At 75.6% G+C, this 19458-nt stretch carries 21 protein-coding genes; 2 read left to right on the top strand and 19 right to left on the bottom strand.

Annotated elements, in window-relative coordinates; all coding sequences use genetic code 11:
- Positions 1 to 20 precede the first annotated feature (20 nt).
- The 12 genes from coaBC to pyrR form a co-directional block, all read right to left on the bottom strand.
- A complete protein-coding gene (gene coaBC / locus ACI8AD_RS19850) occupies positions 21 to 1265 on the bottom strand; it encodes a bifunctional phosphopantothenoylcysteine decarboxylase/phosphopantothenate--cysteine ligase CoaBC (protein ID WP_456872246.1) in 1245 nt (414 codons plus the stop codon).
- 136 nt (positions 1266 to 1401) lie between these two features.
- Entirely contained in the window at positions 1402 to 1665 is a 264-nt protein-coding gene (gene rpoZ / locus ACI8AD_RS19845; protein ID WP_012949163.1) for a DNA-directed RNA polymerase subunit omega, read from the bottom strand.
- A 52-nt stretch (positions 1666 to 1717) separates the two neighbouring features.
- Positions 1718 to 2320, bottom strand: coding sequence for a guanylate kinase (gene gmk / locus ACI8AD_RS19840; RefSeq protein WP_456872245.1), 603 nt, complete (start codon positions 2318 to 2320; stop codon positions 1718 to 1720).
- A gap of 56 nt (positions 2321 to 2376) precedes the next feature.
- Entirely contained in the window at positions 2377 to 2733 is a 357-nt protein-coding gene (mihF, locus tag ACI8AD_RS19835; RefSeq protein ID WP_089404841.1) for an integration host factor, actinobacterial type, read from the bottom strand.
- Positions 2734 to 3025: 292 nt separating this feature from the next.
- Positions 3026 to 3319: a hypothetical protein gene (locus ACI8AD_RS19830; protein ID WP_456872244.1), complete on the bottom strand. Its 294-nt coding sequence runs from the start codon at positions 3317 to 3319 to the stop codon at positions 3026 to 3028.
- A complete protein-coding gene (gene pyrF, locus ACI8AD_RS19825) occupies positions 3316 to 4194 on the bottom strand; it encodes an orotidine-5'-phosphate decarboxylase (RefSeq protein ID WP_456872243.1) in 879 nt (292 codons plus the stop codon). Before pyrF ends, ACI8AD_RS19830 begins: the two co-directional genes overlap by 4 nt.
- Entirely contained in the window at positions 4191 to 5519 is a 1329-nt protein-coding gene (locus ACI8AD_RS19820; RefSeq protein WP_456872242.1) for a dihydroorotate oxidase, read from the bottom strand. Before ACI8AD_RS19820 ends, pyrF begins: the two co-directional genes overlap by 4 nt.
- A complete protein-coding gene (gene carB / locus ACI8AD_RS19815; protein WP_456872241.1) occupies positions 5516 to 8809 on the bottom strand; it encodes a carbamoyl-phosphate synthase large subunit in 3294 nt (1097 codons plus the stop codon). The genes ACI8AD_RS19820 and carB overlap by 4 nt, the downstream gene beginning before the upstream one ends.
- Positions 8809 to 9915: a glutamine-hydrolyzing carbamoyl-phosphate synthase small subunit gene (gene carA, locus ACI8AD_RS19810; protein WP_456872240.1), complete on the bottom strand. Its 1107-nt coding sequence runs from the start codon at positions 9913 to 9915 to the stop codon at positions 8809 to 8811. Before carA ends, carB begins: the two co-directional genes overlap by 1 nt.
- Positions 9912 to 11213 (bottom strand): dihydroorotase, encoded by a 1302-nt coding sequence (locus ACI8AD_RS19805; protein ID WP_456872239.1) that lies wholly within the window; start codon positions 11211 to 11213, stop codon positions 9912 to 9914. Before ACI8AD_RS19805 ends, carA begins: the two co-directional genes overlap by 4 nt.
- Positions 11210 to 12127 (bottom strand): aspartate carbamoyltransferase catalytic subunit, encoded by a 918-nt coding sequence (locus tag ACI8AD_RS19800; protein ID WP_456872238.1) that lies wholly within the window; start codon positions 12125 to 12127, stop codon positions 11210 to 11212. The genes ACI8AD_RS19805 and ACI8AD_RS19800 overlap by 4 nt, the downstream gene beginning before the upstream one ends.
- Entirely contained in the window at positions 12124 to 12705 is a 582-nt protein-coding gene (gene pyrR, locus ACI8AD_RS19795) for a bifunctional pyr operon transcriptional regulator/uracil phosphoribosyltransferase PyrR (RefSeq protein ID WP_456872237.1), read from the bottom strand. Before pyrR ends, ACI8AD_RS19800 begins: the two co-directional genes overlap by 4 nt.
- A 231-nt stretch (positions 12706 to 12936) precedes the next feature.
- On the opposite strand from pyrR, the gene bldD reads away from it, so the two are divergent.
- Both bldD and ACI8AD_RS19785 read left to right on the top strand, forming a co-directional pair.
- Positions 12937 to 13479 carry a transcriptional regulator BldD gene (gene bldD, locus ACI8AD_RS19790; RefSeq protein WP_089404849.1) on the top strand — a complete coding sequence of 181 codons (543 nt, stop codon included), beginning with the start codon at positions 12937 to 12939 and terminating at the stop codon, positions 13477 to 13479.
- Between the two features lie 317 nt (positions 13480 to 13796).
- On the top strand, positions 13797 to 13946 hold the full coding sequence (locus ACI8AD_RS19785; RefSeq protein WP_456872236.1) for a hypothetical protein: 150 nt from the start codon (positions 13797 to 13799) through the stop codon (positions 13944 to 13946).
- A gap of 37 nt (positions 13947 to 13983) precedes the next feature.
- On the opposite strand, the gene nusB is transcribed toward ACI8AD_RS19785, so the two are convergent.
- Genes nusB through aroC form a run of 7 tightly spaced genes read right to left on the bottom strand, consistent with a single transcriptional unit; the run spans position 13984 to position 19329 of the window.
- Positions 13984 to 14394, bottom strand: coding sequence for a transcription antitermination factor NusB (nusB, locus tag ACI8AD_RS19780; RefSeq protein ID WP_456872235.1), 411 nt, complete (start codon positions 14392 to 14394; stop codon positions 13984 to 13986).
- 35 nt (positions 14395 to 14429) lie between these two features.
- Complete coding sequence (efp, locus tag ACI8AD_RS19775; protein ID WP_456872234.1) at positions 14430 to 14990, bottom strand: elongation factor P; 561 nt, start codon at positions 14988 to 14990, stop codon at positions 14430 to 14432.
- Positions 14991 to 16112, bottom strand: coding sequence for a M24 family metallopeptidase (locus ACI8AD_RS19770; protein ID WP_456872233.1), 1122 nt, complete (start codon positions 16110 to 16112; stop codon positions 14991 to 14993). It lies immediately after the preceding gene.
- Positions 16109 to 16543: a type II 3-dehydroquinate dehydratase gene (aroQ, locus tag ACI8AD_RS19765; RefSeq protein ID WP_456872232.1), complete on the bottom strand. Its 435-nt coding sequence runs from the start codon at positions 16541 to 16543 to the stop codon at positions 16109 to 16111. Before aroQ ends, ACI8AD_RS19770 begins: the two co-directional genes overlap by 4 nt.
- A 31-nt stretch (positions 16544 to 16574) precedes the next feature.
- Complete coding sequence (aroB, locus tag ACI8AD_RS19760; protein ID WP_456872231.1) at positions 16575 to 17615, bottom strand: 3-dehydroquinate synthase; 1041 nt, start codon at positions 17613 to 17615, stop codon at positions 16575 to 16577.
- Between the two features lie 5 nt (positions 17616 to 17620).
- The gene (locus tag ACI8AD_RS19755; RefSeq protein WP_456872230.1) at positions 17621 to 18154 is read right to left on the bottom strand and encodes a shikimate kinase; all 534 of its coding nucleotides are present in this window, start codon (positions 18152 to 18154) and stop codon (positions 17621 to 17623) included.
- The gene (gene aroC / locus ACI8AD_RS19750; RefSeq protein WP_456872229.1) at positions 18151 to 19329 is read right to left on the bottom strand and encodes a chorismate synthase; all 1179 of its coding nucleotides are present in this window, start codon (positions 19327 to 19329) and stop codon (positions 18151 to 18153) included. Before aroC ends, ACI8AD_RS19755 begins: the two co-directional genes overlap by 4 nt.
- Between the last annotated feature and the right edge of the window lie 129 nt (positions 19330 to 19458).

Below are 19458 nucleotides of genomic sequence, written 5' to 3'. Positions count from 1 at the left end.
GTCCGCGCCGGGGGAGCACGTTACCGGCGCGCCCCGGGCGGGGTGGCCGGCGGTCGGGCCAGCCGGGGCAGCACGGCCTGCCAGACCGCCGCCGCGACGGCGTCCTTGGTGCCGTGGGGCACGTCGGTGGCGCTGCCGTCGGCGGCCAGGACGACGGCGGCGTTGTCCGGCCGGCCGAACACCCCGCCGCCGGAGACGTCGTTGACGACCAGCAGGTCGCAGCCCTTGCGGGCGAGCTTGGCGCGGGCGTGGGCCAGCACGTCGCCGGTCTCGTCGCCGGTCTCGGCGGCGAACCCGACCACCAGCTGCCCGGGGGTGCGCTTGGTGACCAGCTCGGCGAGGACGTCGGGGTTGCGCACCAGCGGCACGCTGTCGGGCTCGCTCGCGCTGTCCTTCTTCAGCTTGGTGGCCGCGACCGTCGCCGGCCGGAAGTCGGCCACCGCGGCGGTCATGACCACGACGTCGGCCTCCGGCGCCTCGGCCAGCACCGCGGTGCGCAGCTCCTCCGCCGTCCCGACCGGGACGACGCGGACACCGAACGGCGCGGGCAGGTCGACGTTGGCCGCGACCAGGGTGACCTCGGCGCCGCGGGCGGCGGCGACGCGGGCCAGCGCCCACCCCTGCCGGCCCGAGGATCGGTTGCCCAGGTAGCGCACCGGGTCCAGCGGCTCGCGGGTGCCGCCGGCGCTGACCACCACGCGGCGGCCGGTGAGGTCGGCGCGCAGCGCGCCGGCGCCGGCGGTGAGCGCGACGTGGGCGAGCGCGGCGACGTCGGCGGGCTCGGGCAGCCGGCCGGGGCCGGAGTCGGGACCGGTGAGCCGGCCCACGGCCGGGGGCAGCACGACCGCGCCGCGGCGGCGCAGCGTGGCCACGTTGTCCTGGGTGGCCGGGTGCAGCCACATCTCGGTGTGCATGGCCGGCACGAACACCACCGGGCAGTGCGCGGTGAGCAGCGTGGCGGTGAGCAGGTCGTCGGCCCGGCCGGCGGCGGCGCGGGCGAGCAGGTCGGCGGTGGCCGGCGCGACGACGACGAGGTCGGCGGTCTGCCCGATCCGGACGTGGGCGACCTCGGGCACGTCGGACCACACGTCGGTGGTCACCGGGTGGCCCGACAGCGCCTCGAAGGTGGCCGCGCCGACGAAGTGCAGCGCCCCGGGGGTGGGGACGACGCGGACGTCGTGCCCGGCCTCGGTCAGCGCACGCAGCAGCAGCGCGGCCTTGTACGCGGCCACGCCCCCGGCGACGCCCAGCACGATCCGGCTCATGCGCCCCATCCTCCCGCAGAGACGACGACACCCCCGGCACCGAGTACCGGGGGCGTCACTCGCAGGGGCCTGGAACGGCCCCCTCGCAGGGCCCCGCCGCGAGCCTGCGAGCGGTGGGGGGCGAGGGGGTGCTCCGTCAGTTCTCGCCGGCGGTGTGGGTCAGCAGACCCTCGTTGATCTCGCGGAGGGCGATCGACAGCGGCTTCTCCTGCGGCGCGGTGTCGACCAGCGGGCCGACGTACTCCAGGAGGCCCTCGGAGAGCTGGCTGTAGTAGGCGTTGATCTGCCGCGCACGCTTGGCGGCGAAGATCACCAGACCGTACTTGCTGCTGGTGCGCTCGAGCAGCTCGTCGATCGGCGGGTTGGTGATGCCCTCGGGGGCAGGTGCGACTCCGGACACGGGCGCAGGACTCCTCGGCTGGTTCGGCGGGAGTGAGGGGCCTCGGGGGCCGTCACTCGGAGGCGCCGGTCGTCTCCGACGACGGCGCAGCGAGCAAGGATACCAACTCGTCGGCGGCCCTGGCGACGTCGTCGTTGACCACCACGACGTCGAACTCCCCCGCGGCGTCCAGCTCGGCCTGCGCGATGGCCAGCCGGCGCTCCTGCACGGCGGGCGGCTCCGAGCCCCGGCCGGCCAGCCGGCTCTTCAGCTCCGCCCACGACGGCGGCGCGAGGAAGACCAGCTGGGCCCCGCCGTCGCGGGCACGGACCTGGCGGGCGCCCTGCAGCTCGATCTCCAGCAGCGCCGGCGCCCCGGTCGCGAGTCGCTCGCGGACCGGGGCGGCCGGTGTGCCGTAGCGGTTGCCGGCGTACTCCGCCCACTCCAGCAGGCCGTCCTCGGCGACGAGCCGGTCGAACTCGGCGTCGTCGACGAAGTGGTAGTGGACGCCGTCCACCTCCCCCGCCCGGGCCCGCCGGGTGGTCACCGACACCGAGACCCACACCTCGGGGTACCGGCGGCGGACCTCCGCCACGACGGTGCCCTTGCCGACCCCCGAGGGCCCGGAGAGCACCGTGAGGCGCGCCGGGACCGGGGACCGTGGTGCAGTGGGCAACGCGTCGTCCTCGTCCTCGGTGCGGTGGTGCGGTGTGGTGCGGCAGGCGATCCCGGTCAGCTGGCCGAGTCGGCGGGCACCTGGTCGGCGACCACCTGCTCGCCCCCGAACTCCGACTCCAGGGCCCGGCGCTGGTTGGCGCCCAGGCCGCGGACCCGGCGGGTCGGGGAGATCTCGAGCCGCTCCATGATCTTCGCAGCACGCGCCTTGCCGACGCCGGGCAGGGACTCCAGCACCGCCGACACGCGCATCTTCCCGATGACCTCGTCGGTCTCGCCCTGGCGCAGGACGTCGCCGACCGTGGCGCCCTTGCTCTTGAGCCGCTCGCGCAGCTCGGCACGTGCCTTGCGGGCCGCGGCGGCCTTCTCCAGGGCGGCGGCGCGCTGTTCCGGGGACAGGTCAGGCAGGGGCATGGTGCGTCCCAATCGTGTCGTCGCGGGGGCCTGCGCCCCGGCGTCTCGGTGCTGTGTCCGTGCCGTGCGGCACCCGTGGTCTCGGGCCCGGCGGTCAACCTAGTAACCGGGAATCCGCAGGTCACGCGCGGTGCGCGCGGAGTTTCCGATCTCCGTCCGTCCGCTCCTCACGCTCTGTCCACGGGCTGTGTGACGGTGCGTGAGAGCCGCAGGTCACGAAGTATACGGAACGTATTAGGTCCGCATCGATGCGGGGAGACACGCGGAGGACGACACGCCGGGGACCTGGAACTCAGCGGGCGGAGCGGCGGCCCAGCACCCACCCGCCGACCCCCGCGAGCACGAGCGCCCCCGCCACGAGCAGGCCCGCACCCACCAGGTGGCCCCGGTCCCAGAGCACCGCCCACCCGTCGTCGAAGGTCAGGGTGAGCGTGCTGTCGTAGGCGTCCACGGGCTCCAGCGGCGCGGAGCCGCGGGGGATCCCCGCGGCCGCCGGGTGGGTGTTCGTCCACCAGAACACGGCCACCCCCGCGACGGCGAGGGCCGCGCCCAGCAGCCCGAGCCCCCAGGGCAGCGCCCGTCTCACGCCGCGAGCTCCCCCGCCCACCGCGCCGCCGCCGCGCGCAGGGCGGCCGGGTCGGGGCCGGCGGCGAGCACGTCGCGGGAGACGGTCGGGACGACGGCGCGCCCGGCGCCGAAGAGCCGGCGCAGGTCCGCCGGCGTCCCGCCCTGGGCGCCGAGCCCGGGCGCGAGCACCGGGCCGCCGAGCCCGTCGAGGTCGACGTCGAGGTCGGGCAGGGTCGCCCCGACCACGACGCCGAAGGACCCGGTGGCCGCCCCCCAGCGGCTGCCGAGGTCCTGCACCGCGCCGAGGTCGGGCAGCGGGTCGCCGACCACCCAGCCCGGGGTGTTCCAGCCGCGCACGGTGTCGACGACGACCTGCGCCACCGACCGCTCCCCCACCGCCGCGGACTGCAGCGCGCCGGCGTCGGGGTTGGAGGTGCGGGCCAGCACGAACAGCCCGCCGCCGGTGAGCCGCGCGGTGTCCACGGCCGGCTGCAGTGCGCCGGGGCCGAGGTAGGGGCTGACGGTCAGCGCGTCGACGGCGCACGGGTGCCCGGGCCGCAGCACGTCGGCGTAGGCGTCCATCGTGGAGCCGATGTCGCCGCGCTTGGCGTCGAGCAGCACCAGCGCGCCGGCCGCGCGGGCCCGGGCGACGCCGTCCTCGAGCACCGCCAGGCCGCGCGAGCCGTGCCGCTCGTAGAACGCCGACTGCGGCTTGAGGACGGCGACCTCCCCGGCCAGCGCGCCGACGACGGCGTCGGTGAACCGGGCGAGGCCGTCCGGGGAGTCGGGCAGGCCCCAGCGCTCCAGCAGCCCGCCGTGCGGGTCGAGGCCCACGCACAGCGGGCCGCGCGCGGCGACGGCGTCGGCCAGCCGCTGCCCGAACGGCGCGGTCACCTCGGCACCGCCCGCGGCAGGGTGTCGCCGTGCGCGGCGATGCAGTCGCGGGCCAGGAACGGGTCGGCGAACGCGCCGGAGGCCGACTGCACGGCGTCGGCGCCGGCGTCGTACAGCGCCCGGAACGACGCCGGGTCGGTCACCCCGCCCATCGCCAGCACGTCGAAGCGGTGCCCACCGGCCTCGCGCAGCGCGACCAGGCGGCGGGTGAGGTCCAGCGCCTGCCCGCGGACGGCGGCCCCGGACAGCCCCGCGACGGCGCGGCCGGGGAAGGTCGGCTCGCCGTCGCTGCGCACCACCCGGCGGGCGACCGTGTTGATGCCCGCCACGCCGTCGACCAGCGGGGCCAGCCGGGGCACCAGCGCGGCGAGGCGCTGCTCGTCGAGCCACGACAGCTTGGCGACCAGGCCGGTGCGGTCGTCGAGGTCGCGGCGCACCGTCTCGACCACCGCGACCGTCGCGTCGGCGTCGAGGCACAGCGGCGGCTGCACGCCGTCGGGGGACGCGGTGAGCGTGTTGGGGCAGGAGAGGTTCAGCTCCACCACCGTCGCGCCGGCCTCCTGCGCCAGCCGCGCCGTCGCGGCGAAGTCCCCGGCCAGGGCCGGGCCGTCCCCGGAGCCCATGACGCTGACCAGCAGCAGCTGGTCGTGGTCGACCGCGGCCAGCGACCGCTCGAGGTCGGGCATCCACTCCTCCGGCGGCGGCGAGGGCACCCCGAAGGAGTTCACCGTGCTCACCCCGGGGTCCCCGGGCTCGACCCAGTCCCACGGGTCGGAGACGACGACGTCGCCGTCCGGGGGCCGTGGCGCGAAGGTCCAGTTGGGCCGGGCGTTGGGCTCGTGGGCGCGGCTGCGCACCGTCTTGTAGGTGAGCACGCTGAACCCGTTGCGCGCGTGGAAGCGGACCCACTCCTCCCCGCCGGCCAGCACGCACGCGGGCACGCCGATCGGGAAGCCGACGTCGCGGCCGAGCACCCGCCACCGCCGGTCCCCCGCGCGCGGGCGCTCCGGCAGCCGCGGGCCGACCGGCGTCGCCAGGTTCTCCCGGTAGGAGCGGAGCAGGTCGTAGGACGGCGTCCGCACATCGTGCGCGGCGAGCACCCCGCCGTGCCCGGCGAGGAACAGCACCCGGGTGAGCAGCGGCAGGTCGCTCGTCCCGGCCTCCCCCGCCGCGAGCCGGCCGGCGAGCGCGGCCGCGGGGGCGACCCGGGCGTCGAGGTCGGGCGGCGTCGCGAAGCGGGCGAGGCCGGCGGCGTAGGCCGCGGCCAGCCCGTCGAGGAGCCCGCGGGCGACCAGGTCGTCGCGCACGGCACGGACGATCGTCACGACGGCGTGGACAGCGCCGCGTGGACCTCCTGCAGGCTGCGCACGCCCAGGCCGCCGCGGCGCAGCGCCTCGATCCCCTGCACCGCCGCGGCCATGCCCTGCACCGTGGTGATGCACGGGATGTCCGCGGCGACGGCGGCGGTGCGGATCTCGTAGCCGTCCAGCCGCGGCCCGCTGTTGCCCGGGGACCCGAACGGCGTGTTGACGACGATGTCGACGTCGCCGGCGAGGATCCGCTCCACGCAGTTGCCCGGGCCCTCGCTGTACTTGCCGACCACCTCGCACTCGACGCCGTTGCGGCGCAGCACCTGCGCGGTGCCGGCGGTGGCCAGCACGCGGAAGCCGAGGTCGGCCAGCCGCTTGACCGGGAAGACGGCGGCCCGCTTGTCCCGGTTGGCCAGCGAGACGAACACCGTGCCGGTCGTGGGCAGCGGGCCGTAGGAGGCCACCTGCGACTTGGCGAACGCGGTGCCGAAGCCGTCGTCGAGGCCCATGACCTCGCCGGTGGACTTCATCTCCGGGCCCAGCACGGTGTCGACGCCGTGGCCGTCGACGGTGCGGAACCGGTGGAAGGGCAGCACCGCCTCCTTGACCGCGATCGGCGCCCGCTCGGCCAGGTCCGCGCCGTCGCCGGTGGCCGGCAGCACGCCCGCGGCCCGCAGCTCCGCGATCGTCTCCCCCACGGCGATCCGGGCCGCGGCCTTCGCCAGCGGCACGGCGGTCGCCTTGGAGACGAACGGCACCGTCCGCGACGCCCGCGGGTTGGCCTCCAGCACGTACAGGACGTCGTCCTTGAGCGCGTACTGCACGTTGAGCAGCCCGCGGACGCCGATCCGGGCGGCCAGCGCCTCGGTGGCGGTGCGGATCCGCGCGAGGTCCGCCGAGACGAGCGTGATCGGCGGCAGCGCGCACGCCGAGTCGCCGGAGTGGATGCCGGCCTCCTCGATGTGCTCCATGACCCCGCCGAGGTAGAGCTCGGTGCCGTCGTAGAGCGCGTCGACGTCGATCTCGACGGCGTCCTCGAGGAACCGGTCGACCAGCACCGGGTGGGCGGGGCTGACGTCGGTGGCCTTGGCGATGTAGGCCTCGAGCGTGGCGTCGTCGTAGACGATCTCCATGCCGCGGCCGCCGAGCACGTAGGACGGGCGCACCAGCACCGGGTAGCCGATGGTCGCGGCGATGCGGCGCGCCTCGGCGAAGGCGGTGGCGGTGCCGTGCTCGGGCGCGCGCAGGCCGGCGTCGGCCAGCACGCGGGAGAACGCCCCGCGGTCCTCGGCGGCGTCGATGGACTCCGGCGAGGTCCCCAGCACCGGCACCCCGGCGTCCTTGAGCCGCTGCGCCAGGCCCAGCGGCGTCTGCCCGCCGAGGGTGCACACCACCCCGGCGACCGGGCCGGCCGCCCGCTCGGCCTCGACCACCTCGAGGACGTCCTCGAAGGTCAGCGGCTCGAAGTAGAGCCGGTCGGCGGTGTCGTAGTCGGTGGAGACGGTCTCGGGGTTGCAGTTGACCATCACGGCCTCGTAGCCGGCGTCCTGCAGCGCCATGACCGCGTGCACGCACGAGTAGTCGAACTCGATGCCCTGGCCGATCCGGTTGGGCCCCGAGCCGAGGATGAGCACCGCCGGCTTCTCCCGCGGCTCGACCTCGGTCTCCTCGTCGTAGGACGAGTAGTGGTAGGGCGTGCGGGCGGCGAACTCCGCGGCGCAGGTGTCCACCGTCTTGAACACCGGCCGGATGCCGAGGCGCCGGCGCAGCACCCGCACGCCGTCCTCGCCGGCGAGCTCGGGCCGCAGCGCCGCGACCTGGCGGTCGGAGAGCCCGTGCCGCTTGGCCCGCCGCAGCAGCTCCGGCGTCAGCGACGGCGCTGCGCGCACCTGCTCGCCCACCTCGTGCACCAGCGCGACCTGGTCGACGAACCAGGGGTCGAAGCCGCTGGCCTCGGCCACCTGCTCCACCGTCGCGCCCGCCGCCAGGGCCCGCTCGGCCAGGTACAGCCGGCCGTCGACGGGCGTGCGCAGCGCCTCGAGCAGCTCGGCGGCCGAGCGGTGCTCCGGCGGCCCGGTCCAGAACCCGGCGGCCTTCGTCTCGGTGGACCGCATCGCCTTGCCCAGCGCCTCGGGGAAGTTGCGGCCCAGCGCCATGACCTCGCCGACGCTCTTCATCGTCGTGGTCAGCCGCGGGTCCGCGCCGGGGAACTTCTCGAAGGCGAACCGCGGGATCTTCACCACGACGTAGTCCAGCGCCGGCTCGAAGCTGGCCGGGGTGACGCCGGTGATGTCGTTGGTGATCTCGTCGAGGGTGTAGCCGATCGCGAGCTTGGCGGCGATCTTCGCGATCGGGAAGCCGGTCGCCTTCGACGCCAGCGCGCTCGACCGCGACACCCGCGGGTTCATCTCGATGACGACCAGCCGCCCGTCGGCCGGGTTCACGGCGAACTGGATGTTGCAGCCGCCGGTGTCGACGCCGACCTCGCGCAGCACCGCGATGCCGACGTCGCGCATCCGCTGGTACTCGACGTCGGTGAGGGTCATGGCCGGTGCGACGGTGACCGAGTCGCCGGTGTGCACGCCCATGGCGTCGACGTTCTCGATCGAGCAGACGACGACCACGTTGTCGCTGCGGTCGCGCATGAGCTCGAGCTCGTACTCCTTCCAGCCGAGCACCGACTCCTCGACGAGCACGGTGTGCACCGGGGAGTCGGTCAGGCCGTGGCCGGCCATCCGGCGCAGCATCGGCTCGTCGGTGGCGAAGCCCGAGCCCAGCCCGCCCATCGTGAACGACGGCCGGACGACCACCGGGTAGCCGACGTCGGCGGCGGTGGCCAGGGCCTCCTCGACGGTCGAGCAGACCCGCGAGCGCGGGGTGTCGGCGCCGACCGCGCGGACGATGTCCTTGAACAGCTGCCGGTCCTCGCCGCGGTTGATCGCGTCGACGTCGGCGCCGATGAGCCGCACGCCGTACCGCTCCAGCGTGCCGTTCTGGTACAGGCCGATGGCGATGTTGAGCGCGGTCTGCCCGCCGAGGGTGGCCAGCAGCGCGTCGGGGCGCTCCCGGGCGATGACCCGCTCGACGAACTCCGGCGTCAGCGGCTCGACGTAGGTGGCGTCGGCGACCTCGGGGTCGGTCATAATCGTCGCCGGGTTGCTGTTGACCAGGCTGACCCGCAGCCCCTCGGCGCGCAGCACGCGGCAGGCCTGGGTGCCGGAGTAGTCGAACTCCGCGGCCTGCCCGATGAGGATCGGCCCGGAGCCGATGACCAGGACGTGCGAGATGTCGGTTCTCCTGGGCATCAGCGGGCCTCCCCCATCAGGTCGGTGAACCGCTCGAACAGCGGCGCGGCGTCGTGCGGGCCCGCGGCGGACTCGGGGTGGAACTGGACGCTGAACGCCGGCGCGTCGAGGCAGCGCAGCCCCTCGACGACGTCGTCGTTGAGGCCGACGTGGCTGACCTCGACCCGCCCGTGGGGGGTGTCGGTGGCCCGGTCCAGCGGCGCGTCGACGGCGAACCCGTGGTTGTGGCTGGTCACCCGCACGGTGCCGCTGACCCGGTCGAGCACCGGCTGGTTGAGCCCCCGGTGGCCGAAGCGCAGCTTGTAGGTGCCCAGGCCCAGCGCGCGGCCGAGCAGCTGGTTGCCGAAGCAGATGCCGAACAGCGGCCGGCCGGCGTCGAGCACGCCGCGCACGGCGGCCACCGCGTAGTCGGCCGCGGCAGGGTCGCCGGGCCCGTTGGAGAGGAAGACGCCGTCGGTGCCGTGCCGCAGCAGGTCGTCGGCGGTCGCCGTCGCGGGCAGCACGTGGGTCTCGACGCCGAGGGCGGCCAGGTGCCGCGGGGTGGCGGTCTTGATGCCCAGGTCGAGCGCGGCGACGGTGAACCGCCGCTCCCCCACCGCCGGCACGACGTAGGGCGCGCGGGTGCTCACCTGCGGTGCGAGGTCGGCGCCGACCATGCTCTCGGCGGCGCGCACCCGGGTGAGCAGCGCGTCGGCGTCCAGCGACTCGCTGCTGATGCCCGCCCGCATCGCGCCGCGCTCGCGCAGGTGCCGGGTCAGCGCGCGGGTGTCGACGCCGCTGATGCCGACGACGCCCTGCGCGGCGAGCTCGTCGTCGAGGGTGCCGGTGGCCCGCCAGTTCGCCGGGCGGCGGGCGGGGTCGCGGACGACGAACCCGGCCACCCACATGTGGCGGCTCTCGTCGTCCTCGCCGTTGACGCCGGTGTTGCCGATGTGCGGCGCGGTCATCGTGACGATCTGGCCGGCATAGCTGGGGTCGGTGAGCGTCTCCTGGTAGCCGGTCATCCCGGTGGCGAACACCGCCTCGCCGACCGTGGTGCCGACCGCCCCGTAGGCCTCACCGCGGAACGTCCGCCCGTCCTCCAGGACGAGCACAGCCTCTGTCACCGCACAGCCTTCCCGTCGAGCACCGTCGCCTCGCCGCGCAGGAACGTCGCGACCACGCGGCCGGGCAGCTCACGCCCGGCGTAGGGGGTGTTGCGGCTGCGGCTGGCCAGCGCGGCCGGGTCGACGACGACCCGGGCGGCGGGGTCGACCAGCAGCAGGTTGGCCGGCTCGCCGGGCGCCAGCGGGCGGCCGTGCGCGCGGTCCTCGGCCCCGTCGAGGCGGCCGATGGCCGCCGGGCGGACCGACATGCGGTCGGCGACCCCGGCCCAGTCCAGCAGGCCGGGCTCCACCAGCGTCTCGACGACGACCGACAGCGCCTGCTCCAGCCCGAGCATCCCGGGCCGGGCCTGCGCCCACTCGCTCTCCTTGTCCTCCACCGCGTGCGGGGCGTGGTCGGTGGCGACGGCGTCGATCGTGCCGTCGGCCAGCCCGGCCCGCAGCGCCCGCACGTCCTCCTCGGTGCGCAGCGGCGGGTTGACCTTGAACACCGGGTCGTAGGACTCGGCGCAGGCCTCGGTGAGCAGCAGGTGGTGCGGGGTGACCTCGGCGGTCACCTGCACGCCGCGGGACTTCGCCCAGCGCAGCAGCTCCACCGACCCGGCGGTGGACACGTGGCAGACGTGCAGCCGGGCGCCCACGTGCTGGGCCAGCAGCACGTCGCGGGCGATCACCGCCTCCTCGGCGGCGGCCGGCCAGCCGGTGAGCCCGAGCCGCGCCGAGCGGTCGCCCTCGTTCATCTGCGCGCCGGCGGTCAGCCGCGGCTCCTCGGCGTGCTGGGCGACGACGCCGTCGAAGGCCTTCACGTACTCCAGCGCGCGGCGCATGAGCGCGGGGTCGGCGACGCAGTGCCCGTCGTCGGAGAAGACCCGCACCCGGGCGGCGGAGTCGGCCATCGCGCCGAGCTCGGCCAGCCGCTCGCCGCGCAGGCCCACGGTCACCGCCCCGACCGGGACGACGTCGACCAGCCCGGCCTGCCGGCCCAGCCGCCACACCTGCTCGACGACCCCGGCGGTGTCGGCGACCGGGTCGGTGTTGGCCATGGCGTGCACCGCGGTGAACCCGCCCAGCGCCGCGGCACGGCTGCCGGTCTCCACGGTCTCGGCGTCCTCGCGGCCGGGCTCGCGCAGGTGGGTGTGCAGGTCGACCAGGCCGGGCAGGGCGACCAGCCCGTCGGCGTCGACGACGGTGGCGCCGGTCGCGCTCAGCCGCTCGCCGACCGCGGCGATCCGGCCGTCCTTCAGCAGCAGGTCGGCGGGCTCGCCGCCGAGGACGCGCGCCCCCTTGACGAGCACGGTCACGCGTTGCCTCCCAGGAGCAGGTACAGCACGGCCATCCGCACGCTGACGCCGTTGCCGACCTGCTCGACGATCGTCGAGCGGACCGAGTCGGCGACGTCGGCGGCGATCTCCATGCCGCGGTTCATCGGGCCGGGGTGCATGACGATCGCGTCGTCGGACAGCGCGGCCAGCCGGAGCGCGTCGAGGCCGTAGCGGCGGCTGTACTCCCGGGCGCTGGGGAAGAACGAGGCGTTCATCCGCTCGGCCTGGACCCGCAGCATCATCACCGCGTCGGCCTTGGGCAGCACGGCGTCGAGGTCGTAGGAGACCTCCACCGGCCAGGAGTCCACGCCCACCGGCAGCAGCGTCGGCGGGGCGACGAGGGTGACCTCGGCGCCCAGCGTCGTCAGCAGCCACACGTTGGAGCGGGCCACCCGGCTGTGCAGGACGTCGCCGACGATCGTCACCCGGACGCCGTCGAGGCGGCCCAGCCGGCGGCGGATCGTGTAGGCGTCCAGCAGCGCCTGGGTGGGGTGCTCGTGGGTGCCGTCGCCGGCGTTGACCACGCTGCCCCGCACCCAGTTCGCCAGCCGGTGGGGCGCCCCGGAGGCGCCGTGCCGGACGACGATCGCGTCGCTGCCCATCGCCTCGAGGGTGAGCGCGGTGTCCTTGAGGCTCTCGCCCTTGGAGACGCTGCTGCCCTTGGCGGAGAAGTTGATGACGTCGGCGGACAGCCGCTTGGCCGCCAGCTCGAAGGAGATGCGGGTGCGGGTGGAGTCCTCGTAGAAGAGGTTGACCACCGTGCGGCCGCGCAGCGTGGGCAGCTTCTTGACCTCGCGGCCGGCCAGCGCCTGGTCGATCTGCGCGGCGGTGTCGAGCACCAGCGTGGCGTCGTCGCGGTCGAGGTCGGCGCTCTCCAGCAGGTGCCGCTTCACCGGCCCTCCCCCTCCGTCACCAGCACCTCGTCGGCGCCGTCGGTCTCGGTCAGGTGGACGCGCACCTGCTGGGTGCGCGCGGTGGGCACGTTCTTGCCCACGTAGTCGGCGCGGATCGGCAGCTCCCGGTGGCCGCGGTCGACCAGGACGGCGAGCTGGACCGCCCGCGGGCGGCCGAGGTCGCGCAGCGCGTCCAGGGCCGCGCGCACCGAGCGCCCGGAGAACAGGACGTCGTCGACGAGGACGACCAGCCGGCCGTCGATGCCCTGCGCCGGCAGGAGGGTGTCCTCCAGCGCCCGGACGCCGCGCAGCCGCAGGTCGTCGCGGTAGAGGGTGATGTCGACGGTGCCGACGTCGACCGCCGTGCCGCTGAACGCGGCGACGCGGGCGGCGAGGCGGCGGGCCAGCGGGGCGCCGCGGGTGGGGATGCCGATCAGCACGAGGTCGGCGAGGGCGTCGCCGGCCTTCTCGATCAGCTGGTGCGCCATGCGGTCGACCACACGGGCGACGTCGGCGGGGGCGAGCAGGACGCCGGCGGTGGACGTGCGGCTCGCAGCAGGCTCGCGAGAGCCGGCCATCAGGCCTCCTTCCCCGCCTCACGGGACGGGTCGTTAAAGGAGCGGATCGGACCGGTGCCGACCGTACTGCACGCGGTCGGGTGAACGTGCCGCGCCCCGGGGTGCCGCAGGTGGCCCTGCGTGGACGAGGATGCGCACGGACGAGGGATGTGCTGTCGTGACTCCCGCGTTACCAGTACGCTGCGTGACGACCGAGCCCTCCACACGACGACGGACAGTGAGCAGACACGGATGAGCACGGACTACTCGCGGGCCCTCGGTGCCCGGCTGCGGGCGATCCGCAACCAGCAGGGCCTCTCCCTGCAGGGCGTGGAGGACAAGTCGCACGGCCGCTGGAAGGCCGTCGTCGTCGGGTCCTACGAGCGCGGTGACCGGGCGGTCACCGTGCAGCGCCTCTCGGAGCTGGCGGTCTTCTACGGCGTGCCGGTCTCCGAGCTGCTGCCCGACCCGCGCCCCTCCTCGGCCGTCACGTCCACCACCAAGATCGTGCTGAACCTCGAGTCGCTGGGCTCGCTGCCCGCCGACGAGGCCGGCCCGCTGGCCCGCTACGCCTCGACCATCCAGGCCCAGCGGCACGACTACAACGGCAAGGTCCTCTCCATCCGCGCCGAGGACCTCAAGTCGCTGGCGATCATCTACGACATGAGCCCCGACGAGCTGACCACCCGGCTCATCGAGTGGGGCGTGCTCAACCCCGGCGGCATGGACGGCCTCGGCGCCGCCGGTGCCGACGACGAGGACGACGCCTGGGACCGCCGGCGCGCCCCCCGCTGACGGAGGACCCTCTCACCCCCCCACCGCTCGCGAGCTCGCGTCGGGCCCCTGCGGGGGCCGTTCCAGCACGTCACCAGGCCCGTCCCGGCTGCTGCCGGGGCGGGCCTCGTCGCGTCCGGGAGCGGTCGGGTCCGCGGTCCGTGCACGCAGCGCGGTCCGCGGGCGCGGCCGGCCGCGGTACGTGCACCTCCCGCGCGCGGGACGGCTCCCGGGCCGCGGTGCGTGCACACGACGAGGGCGCAGGCCGGTCACCGGGAACTGTCAGGGGGCGCACCTAGCGTCGGCGGCACCGACACCGCGCCCCCGAGGAGTCCTGCGTGAGCACCGCCCCGCCCGTCCCGATGCCCGACCCCGAGGTCCTGCTGGCGGCCGACCTGCGGTCCGCGCTGCGCCGGGCGCGGCGGCTGAACGCCGGGGTCCGGGCGGCGGCGATGCTGGCCGCCGCCGAGGCCGGCGTGCGCGGCTGAGCCTGCTGGGGGCCGGCTCGAGCGGCCTGCCCGGGGCTCAGGAGGAGGTGGGCACCTCGGCGTCGAGGATGGCCCCGAGGACGCCGTTGACGTAGGCCGGCGAGTCGTCGGTGGACAGCGCCCGCGCGAGCTCCACGGCCTCGTCGATGACGACGGCGTCGGGCACGTCGTCGACCCACAGCAGCTCGAAGACCGCCATCCGGAGGATCGCCCGGTCGACGTCGGGCAGCCGCTCCAGCGACCAGCCGCGGGCGTGCTGCCCGATCAGCTCGTCGATGCGCCGGGCGTGCGCGGCGACGCCCTCCACCAGCCGGACCGCGTGGTCGGGCACCGGCGGGTCGGCGAGCGCCACGCGCTCGCGCAGCAGCTCCAGCGCGTCGGCGCCCCGCAGGTCGGCGGCGTAGAGGACGTCGACGGCGCGCTTGCGCGCCTTGGTGCGGGCGGCCATCGGACGGGTCCGGGGTGCGGTGCCGGGAGGCGGGGTCAGTTGGCGCGGCCGAGGTACCGGCCGTCGCGGGTGTCCACCTTGAGCTTGTCGCCGGTGTTGACGAACAGCGGCACCTGGATCTGCGCGCCGGTCTCCAGGGTGGCCGGCTTCGTCCCGCCGGTGGAGCGGTCGCCCTGCAGGCCCGGGTCGGTGTGCTCGACGACGAGCTCGAGGGTCACCGGGAGCTCCACGTACAGCGGCGTGCCCTCGTGCACGGCGACGACGGCCTCGGTGTTCTCCAGCAGGTAGTCCGCGCCGCTGCCGACGGTCTCGGCCGGCACGTGGATCTGGTCGAACGTCTCGCCGTCCATGAAGACGAAGTCGGCGCCGTCCTTGTACAGGTAGGTCATGTTCCGCTTGTCGACGGTGGCCGTCTCGACCTTGGTGCCGGCGTTGAAGGTGCGGTCCACGACCTTGCCCGAGAGCACGTTCTTCAGCGTGGTGCGCACGAACGCACCGCCCTTGCCGGGCTTGACGTGCTGGAACTCGGTGACGGACCACAGCTGGCCGTCGAGGTTGAGGACCATGCCGTTCTTGAGGTCGTTGGTGGTAGCCATCTAGAGGACCAGCAGTTCCTTGCTCGTGAGGGTCAACAGTTCGGGCGCGTCACCGGTGACGACGAGGGTGTCCTCGATCCGGACACCGCCGTGGCCGGGGAGGTAGACCCCCGGCTCCACGGTGACGGCCATGCCGGCGGTCAGCCTACCCGCGCCGAGCGGGCCGATGCCCGGTGCCTCGTGGATCTCCAGGCCCACGCCGTGGCCGAGGCCGTGCGTGAAGTGCTCGGCGTGCCCGGCGGCGGCGATCACGTCGCGGGCGGCGGCGTCGACGGCGACGACGTCGGCACCGACGGCCAGCGCCGCCCGCCCGGCCGCCTGCGCCTCGGCCACCAGGGCGTGGATCTCGCGCTGCCAGTCGGCGGCGTGCCCGAGGACCAGCGTGCGGGTCATGTCCGAGTGGTAGCCGTCGACGGTCGCGCCGAAGTCCAGCTTGAGGAGGTCGCCGCCGGCCAGCACCGTGCGGTCGGGGCGGTGGTGCGGGATCGCCGAGTTGGCGCCGGTGGCCACGATCGTCTCGAACGACGGCGCCTCGGCCCCCAGGGTCAGCATCCGGGCGTCGAGCTCCCGGCCGACCTCGAGCTCGGTGCGCCCGGGCCGCAGGGCGCCCTCGGCGGCGAGCTCGGCCAGCGCCTGGTCGGCGACCGCGCAGGCCCGCCGCAGGGCGTCGACCTCGTCGTCGTCCTTGACCGCGCGCAGCGCCTCCACCGCCCGCTGCACCGACACCAGCTCGGGCACCGTGCCGCCGGCGGCGGCGTCGGTGAGCACCCGCTGCAGCTGGGCGTGCCCGTCGACGGTGACCTCGTGGCTCTCGTAGCCGAGCCGCCCGGCGCCGCGCCGCACCGCCTCCTGGGCGAGCGCCGGCACGGTGGCGCGGTCGACGAGCAGCTCGACGTCGGGCACCTGGGTGCCGGCCTGGGTGGTGTAGCGGCCGTCGGTGCCGAGGACGTCGCCGCCGTCGGTGCGCAGCAGCAGTGCGCCGTTGGAGCCGGTGAAGCCGGTCAGGTAGCGCACGTTGAGGAGATTCGTGACCAGCACGGCGTCCAGGCCGCGCTCGGCCGCCGTCGCCCGCAGCCGCTCGCGCCGCTGCGCCTCCCGCCGCTGCGCCCCGCTGCCGCTCACCGCGCGCCCCGCAGGGACAGCCACTGCAGGGCCAGCACGTAGCCCTCGATGCCCAGGCCGGCGATGACGCCGTCGGCCACCGCCGACACGTAGGAGTGGTGCCGGAACGGCTCGCGCTTGTGGACGTTGCTGATGTGCACCTCCACCAGCGGCGCGCCGAGCGCGGCGAGCGCGTCGTGCAGCGCGACCGAGGTGTGCGACCAGGCCGCCGGGTTGAGCACCACGGGGTCACCGGCGTCGGTGGCCTCGTGGATCCAGCGGAGCATCTCCGCCTCGTCGTCGGTCTGCCGGACGCGGACCTCCAGGGCCAGCTCGCGCCCGGCGTCCTCGAGCAGCTCGACGAGTTGCGCGTACGTCGTCGTCCCGTAGACCTCGGGCTCGCGGGTGCCGAGCCGGCCGAGGTTGGGGCCGTTGAGGACCTGGACGGTCACGCTGCCTCCGTCGGGGTGGTGGGGCGGGTGGTCACGCGGCGACCGCGGCCCACGCCGCGTCGAGCCATGCGGGATCGGGGTCGGTGAGGATCCCCGGGTCGCCGAGGCCGTCGAGGACGACGAAGCGCAACGTCGCGCCGCGGGCCTTCTTGTCCACCCGCATCACCGCCTGCAGCGCCGCCCAGTCCCCGGCGTAGCGGGTGGGCAGGCCCATGGCGGTGAGCAGGTCGCGGTGCCGGTCGGCCTCGGCCCGCGACAGCCGCCCGGACCGCACGCCGAGCTCGGCGGCGAACACCAGCCCGACGGCGACCGCCTCGCCGTGCCGCCAGCCGAAGTCCTCGACGCGCTCGATGGCGTGGCCGAGGGTGTGGCCGTAGTTGAGGAACTCGCGGACGCCGGTGTCGAAGAGGTCCTGGCCCACCGCGTCGGCCTTCACCCGGACGGCGCGCTCGACGAGCTCCTCGGTGTCGCGGCGGCCGGTGGGGTCGGCCTCGAGCAGGTCGAGGATCGTGCCGTCGGCGATGAGGCCGCACTTGACGACCTCGGCCATGCCGGACCGGAACTCCGCCTCGGGCAGCCCGGCGAGGACGTCGGTGTCGGCGAGCACGCCGGCCGGCGGGTGGAACGCGCCGACGAGGTTCTTGCCCGCGCCGGTGTTGATGCCGGTCTTGCCGCCCACCGCGGCGTCGACCATGCCGAGGACGCTGGTGGGCAGGTGCACGACGCGCACGCCGCGCACCCAGGTGGCGGCGAGGAACCCGGCGAGGTCGGTGACCGCTCCCCCGCCGACGCCGACGACGGCGTCGGAGCGGGTGAGCCCGAGCCGGCCGAACTCCTCCCACGCGGCGGCGGCGACGGCGGCGGTCTTGGCCGCCTCCCCGTCGGGGACGACGACGGCCTCGGCGGCCACCCCGGCGGTCTGCAGCGTCTCGACGGCGGCACCGGCGAGGGCGGCCAGCGGTGGGGCGTGCACGACGGCGGCCTTCGGTGTGCCGGCCAGCACCAGGCCCAGTTCGGCCTGCGCACCGGGGCCGATGACGACGTCGTAGGGCTCCTCCCCCGCGACGGTCACCCGCCTCACCGGGCGGTCCCGGCGGGCAGCGCGGACAGCACGTCGGCGACGACGTCGTCGGGGGTGCGGCCGCCGGTGGGGACGACCGCGGTGGCCACCTCGGCGTACAGGGGGGCGCGCTGCTCCAGCAGGGTGCGCAGCATCGCGCGGGGGTTGACCGCCAGCAGCGGGCGGTCGCGGGACAGGCCGGCGCGCTTGGCGGCCGAGGGCAGGTCGACGTCGAGGTGGACGACGGTGCCGCCGTCCCGCCCGTAGGCCACGAGCAGCTCGCGGCTGGCCGCGCTGAGCACCGCGCCGCCGCCGAGGGCCAGCACGCCGTCGTGCCCGGTCAGGGCCGCCGCCACGGCGGCCTCCTCCAGCGCGCGGAAGTGCGGCTCGCCGTGCGTGACGAACAGGTCGGCGACGGTGGTGCCGGCCCGGGCCTCCACGTCGGCGTCGGTGTCGCGGAAGGGCACGCCGAGCGCGGCGGCGACCGCCGTGCCGACGGTGGTCTTGCCCGACGCGGGCGGGCCCACGAGCACGAGGAGGGGCCGGCTCACCGGAACGGGAGGGCGTCGAGGTAGGCGCGGGCGTTGCGGGCGGTCTCGGCCACCGAGTCGCCGCCGAACTTCTCCAGCGCGGCGTCGGCGAGCACGAGGGCGACCATCGCCTCCATCACCACCGACCCGCGCGGCACGGCGCAGGCGTCGCTGCGCTGGTTGATCGCGACCGCGGCGTCGCCGGTGGCGACGTCGACGGTGGCCAGCGCCCGCGGCACGGTGGAGATCGGCTTCATCGCGGCGCGGACCCGCAGCACCTCGCCGGTGGTCATGCCGCCCTCGATGCCGCCGGCGCGGTCGGTGACCCGCCGCAGCCGGCCGTCGGCGCTGACGATCTCGTCGTGGGCGACCGAGCCGCGGCGGCGGGCGGTCTCCAGCCCGTCGCCGACCTCGACGGCCTTGACCGACTGCACGCCCATGAGCGCGGCGGCCAGCCGGGAGTCCAGGCGGCGGTCCCAGTGCACGTGGCTGCCCAGGCCCGGGGGCAGGCCGTGGACGACGACCTCGACGACGCCGCCGAGGGTGTCACCGTTCTTCCGGGCGTCGTCGACCTCGGCGACCATGACCGGGCTGGTGGCCGGGTCGGCGCAGCGCACCGGGTCCTCGTCGATGCGCGGGTTGTCCTGCGGGCCGGGGACGACGCCGTCGGGGACGGTGACCGGGCCGATCGCGACGACGTGGCTGACCACCTCGACGCCGAGCGCCTGGCGGAGGAACGCCCGCGCGATCGTGCCGAGGGCGACGCGGGCGGCGGTCTCGCGGGCGCTGGCGCGCTCGAGCACCGGGCGGGCGTCGTCGAAGCCGTACTTCTGCATGCCGGCGAGGTCGGCGTGGCCGGGCCGCGGGCGGGTCAGCGGGGCGTTGCGCGCCTGGCCCTCGAGCACCTCGGGGTCGACCGGGTCCGGCGACATGACCGTCGTCCACTTGGGCCACTCGGTGTTGCCCACCTGCACCGCGATCGGGCCGCCCATGGTCAGGCCGTGCCGGACGCCGCCGGTGAGGGTGACCTCGTCCTGCTCGAAGGACATCCGCGCGCCGCGGCCGTGGCCCAGGCGGCGGCGGGCGAGGTCGACGTCGAGGTCGGTGGTCTGCACCCGCACGCCGGCGGGCAGTCCCTCGAGGACGGCGGTGAGCTGCTGGCCGTGCGACTCACCGGCGGTCAGCCAGCGCAACATGCCCCGGAGTGTAGGAGCCGACGCCCCGCCCGCCCGCGCCGCCCGGGCGATGATCAGGTGACCTGATCGTGCGGCGGGGGGGCCCCCCGCCCCCCCCGCCGGCCGGGGCCCCCGGCGCCCCGCCCCCAG

It is taken from the genome of Geodermatophilus sp. SYSU D00766 (genome assembly GCF_054049915.1).
Note: the sequence above shows the minus strand (reverse complement) of the source record. Positions and strands in the feature narration are given on the sequence as shown.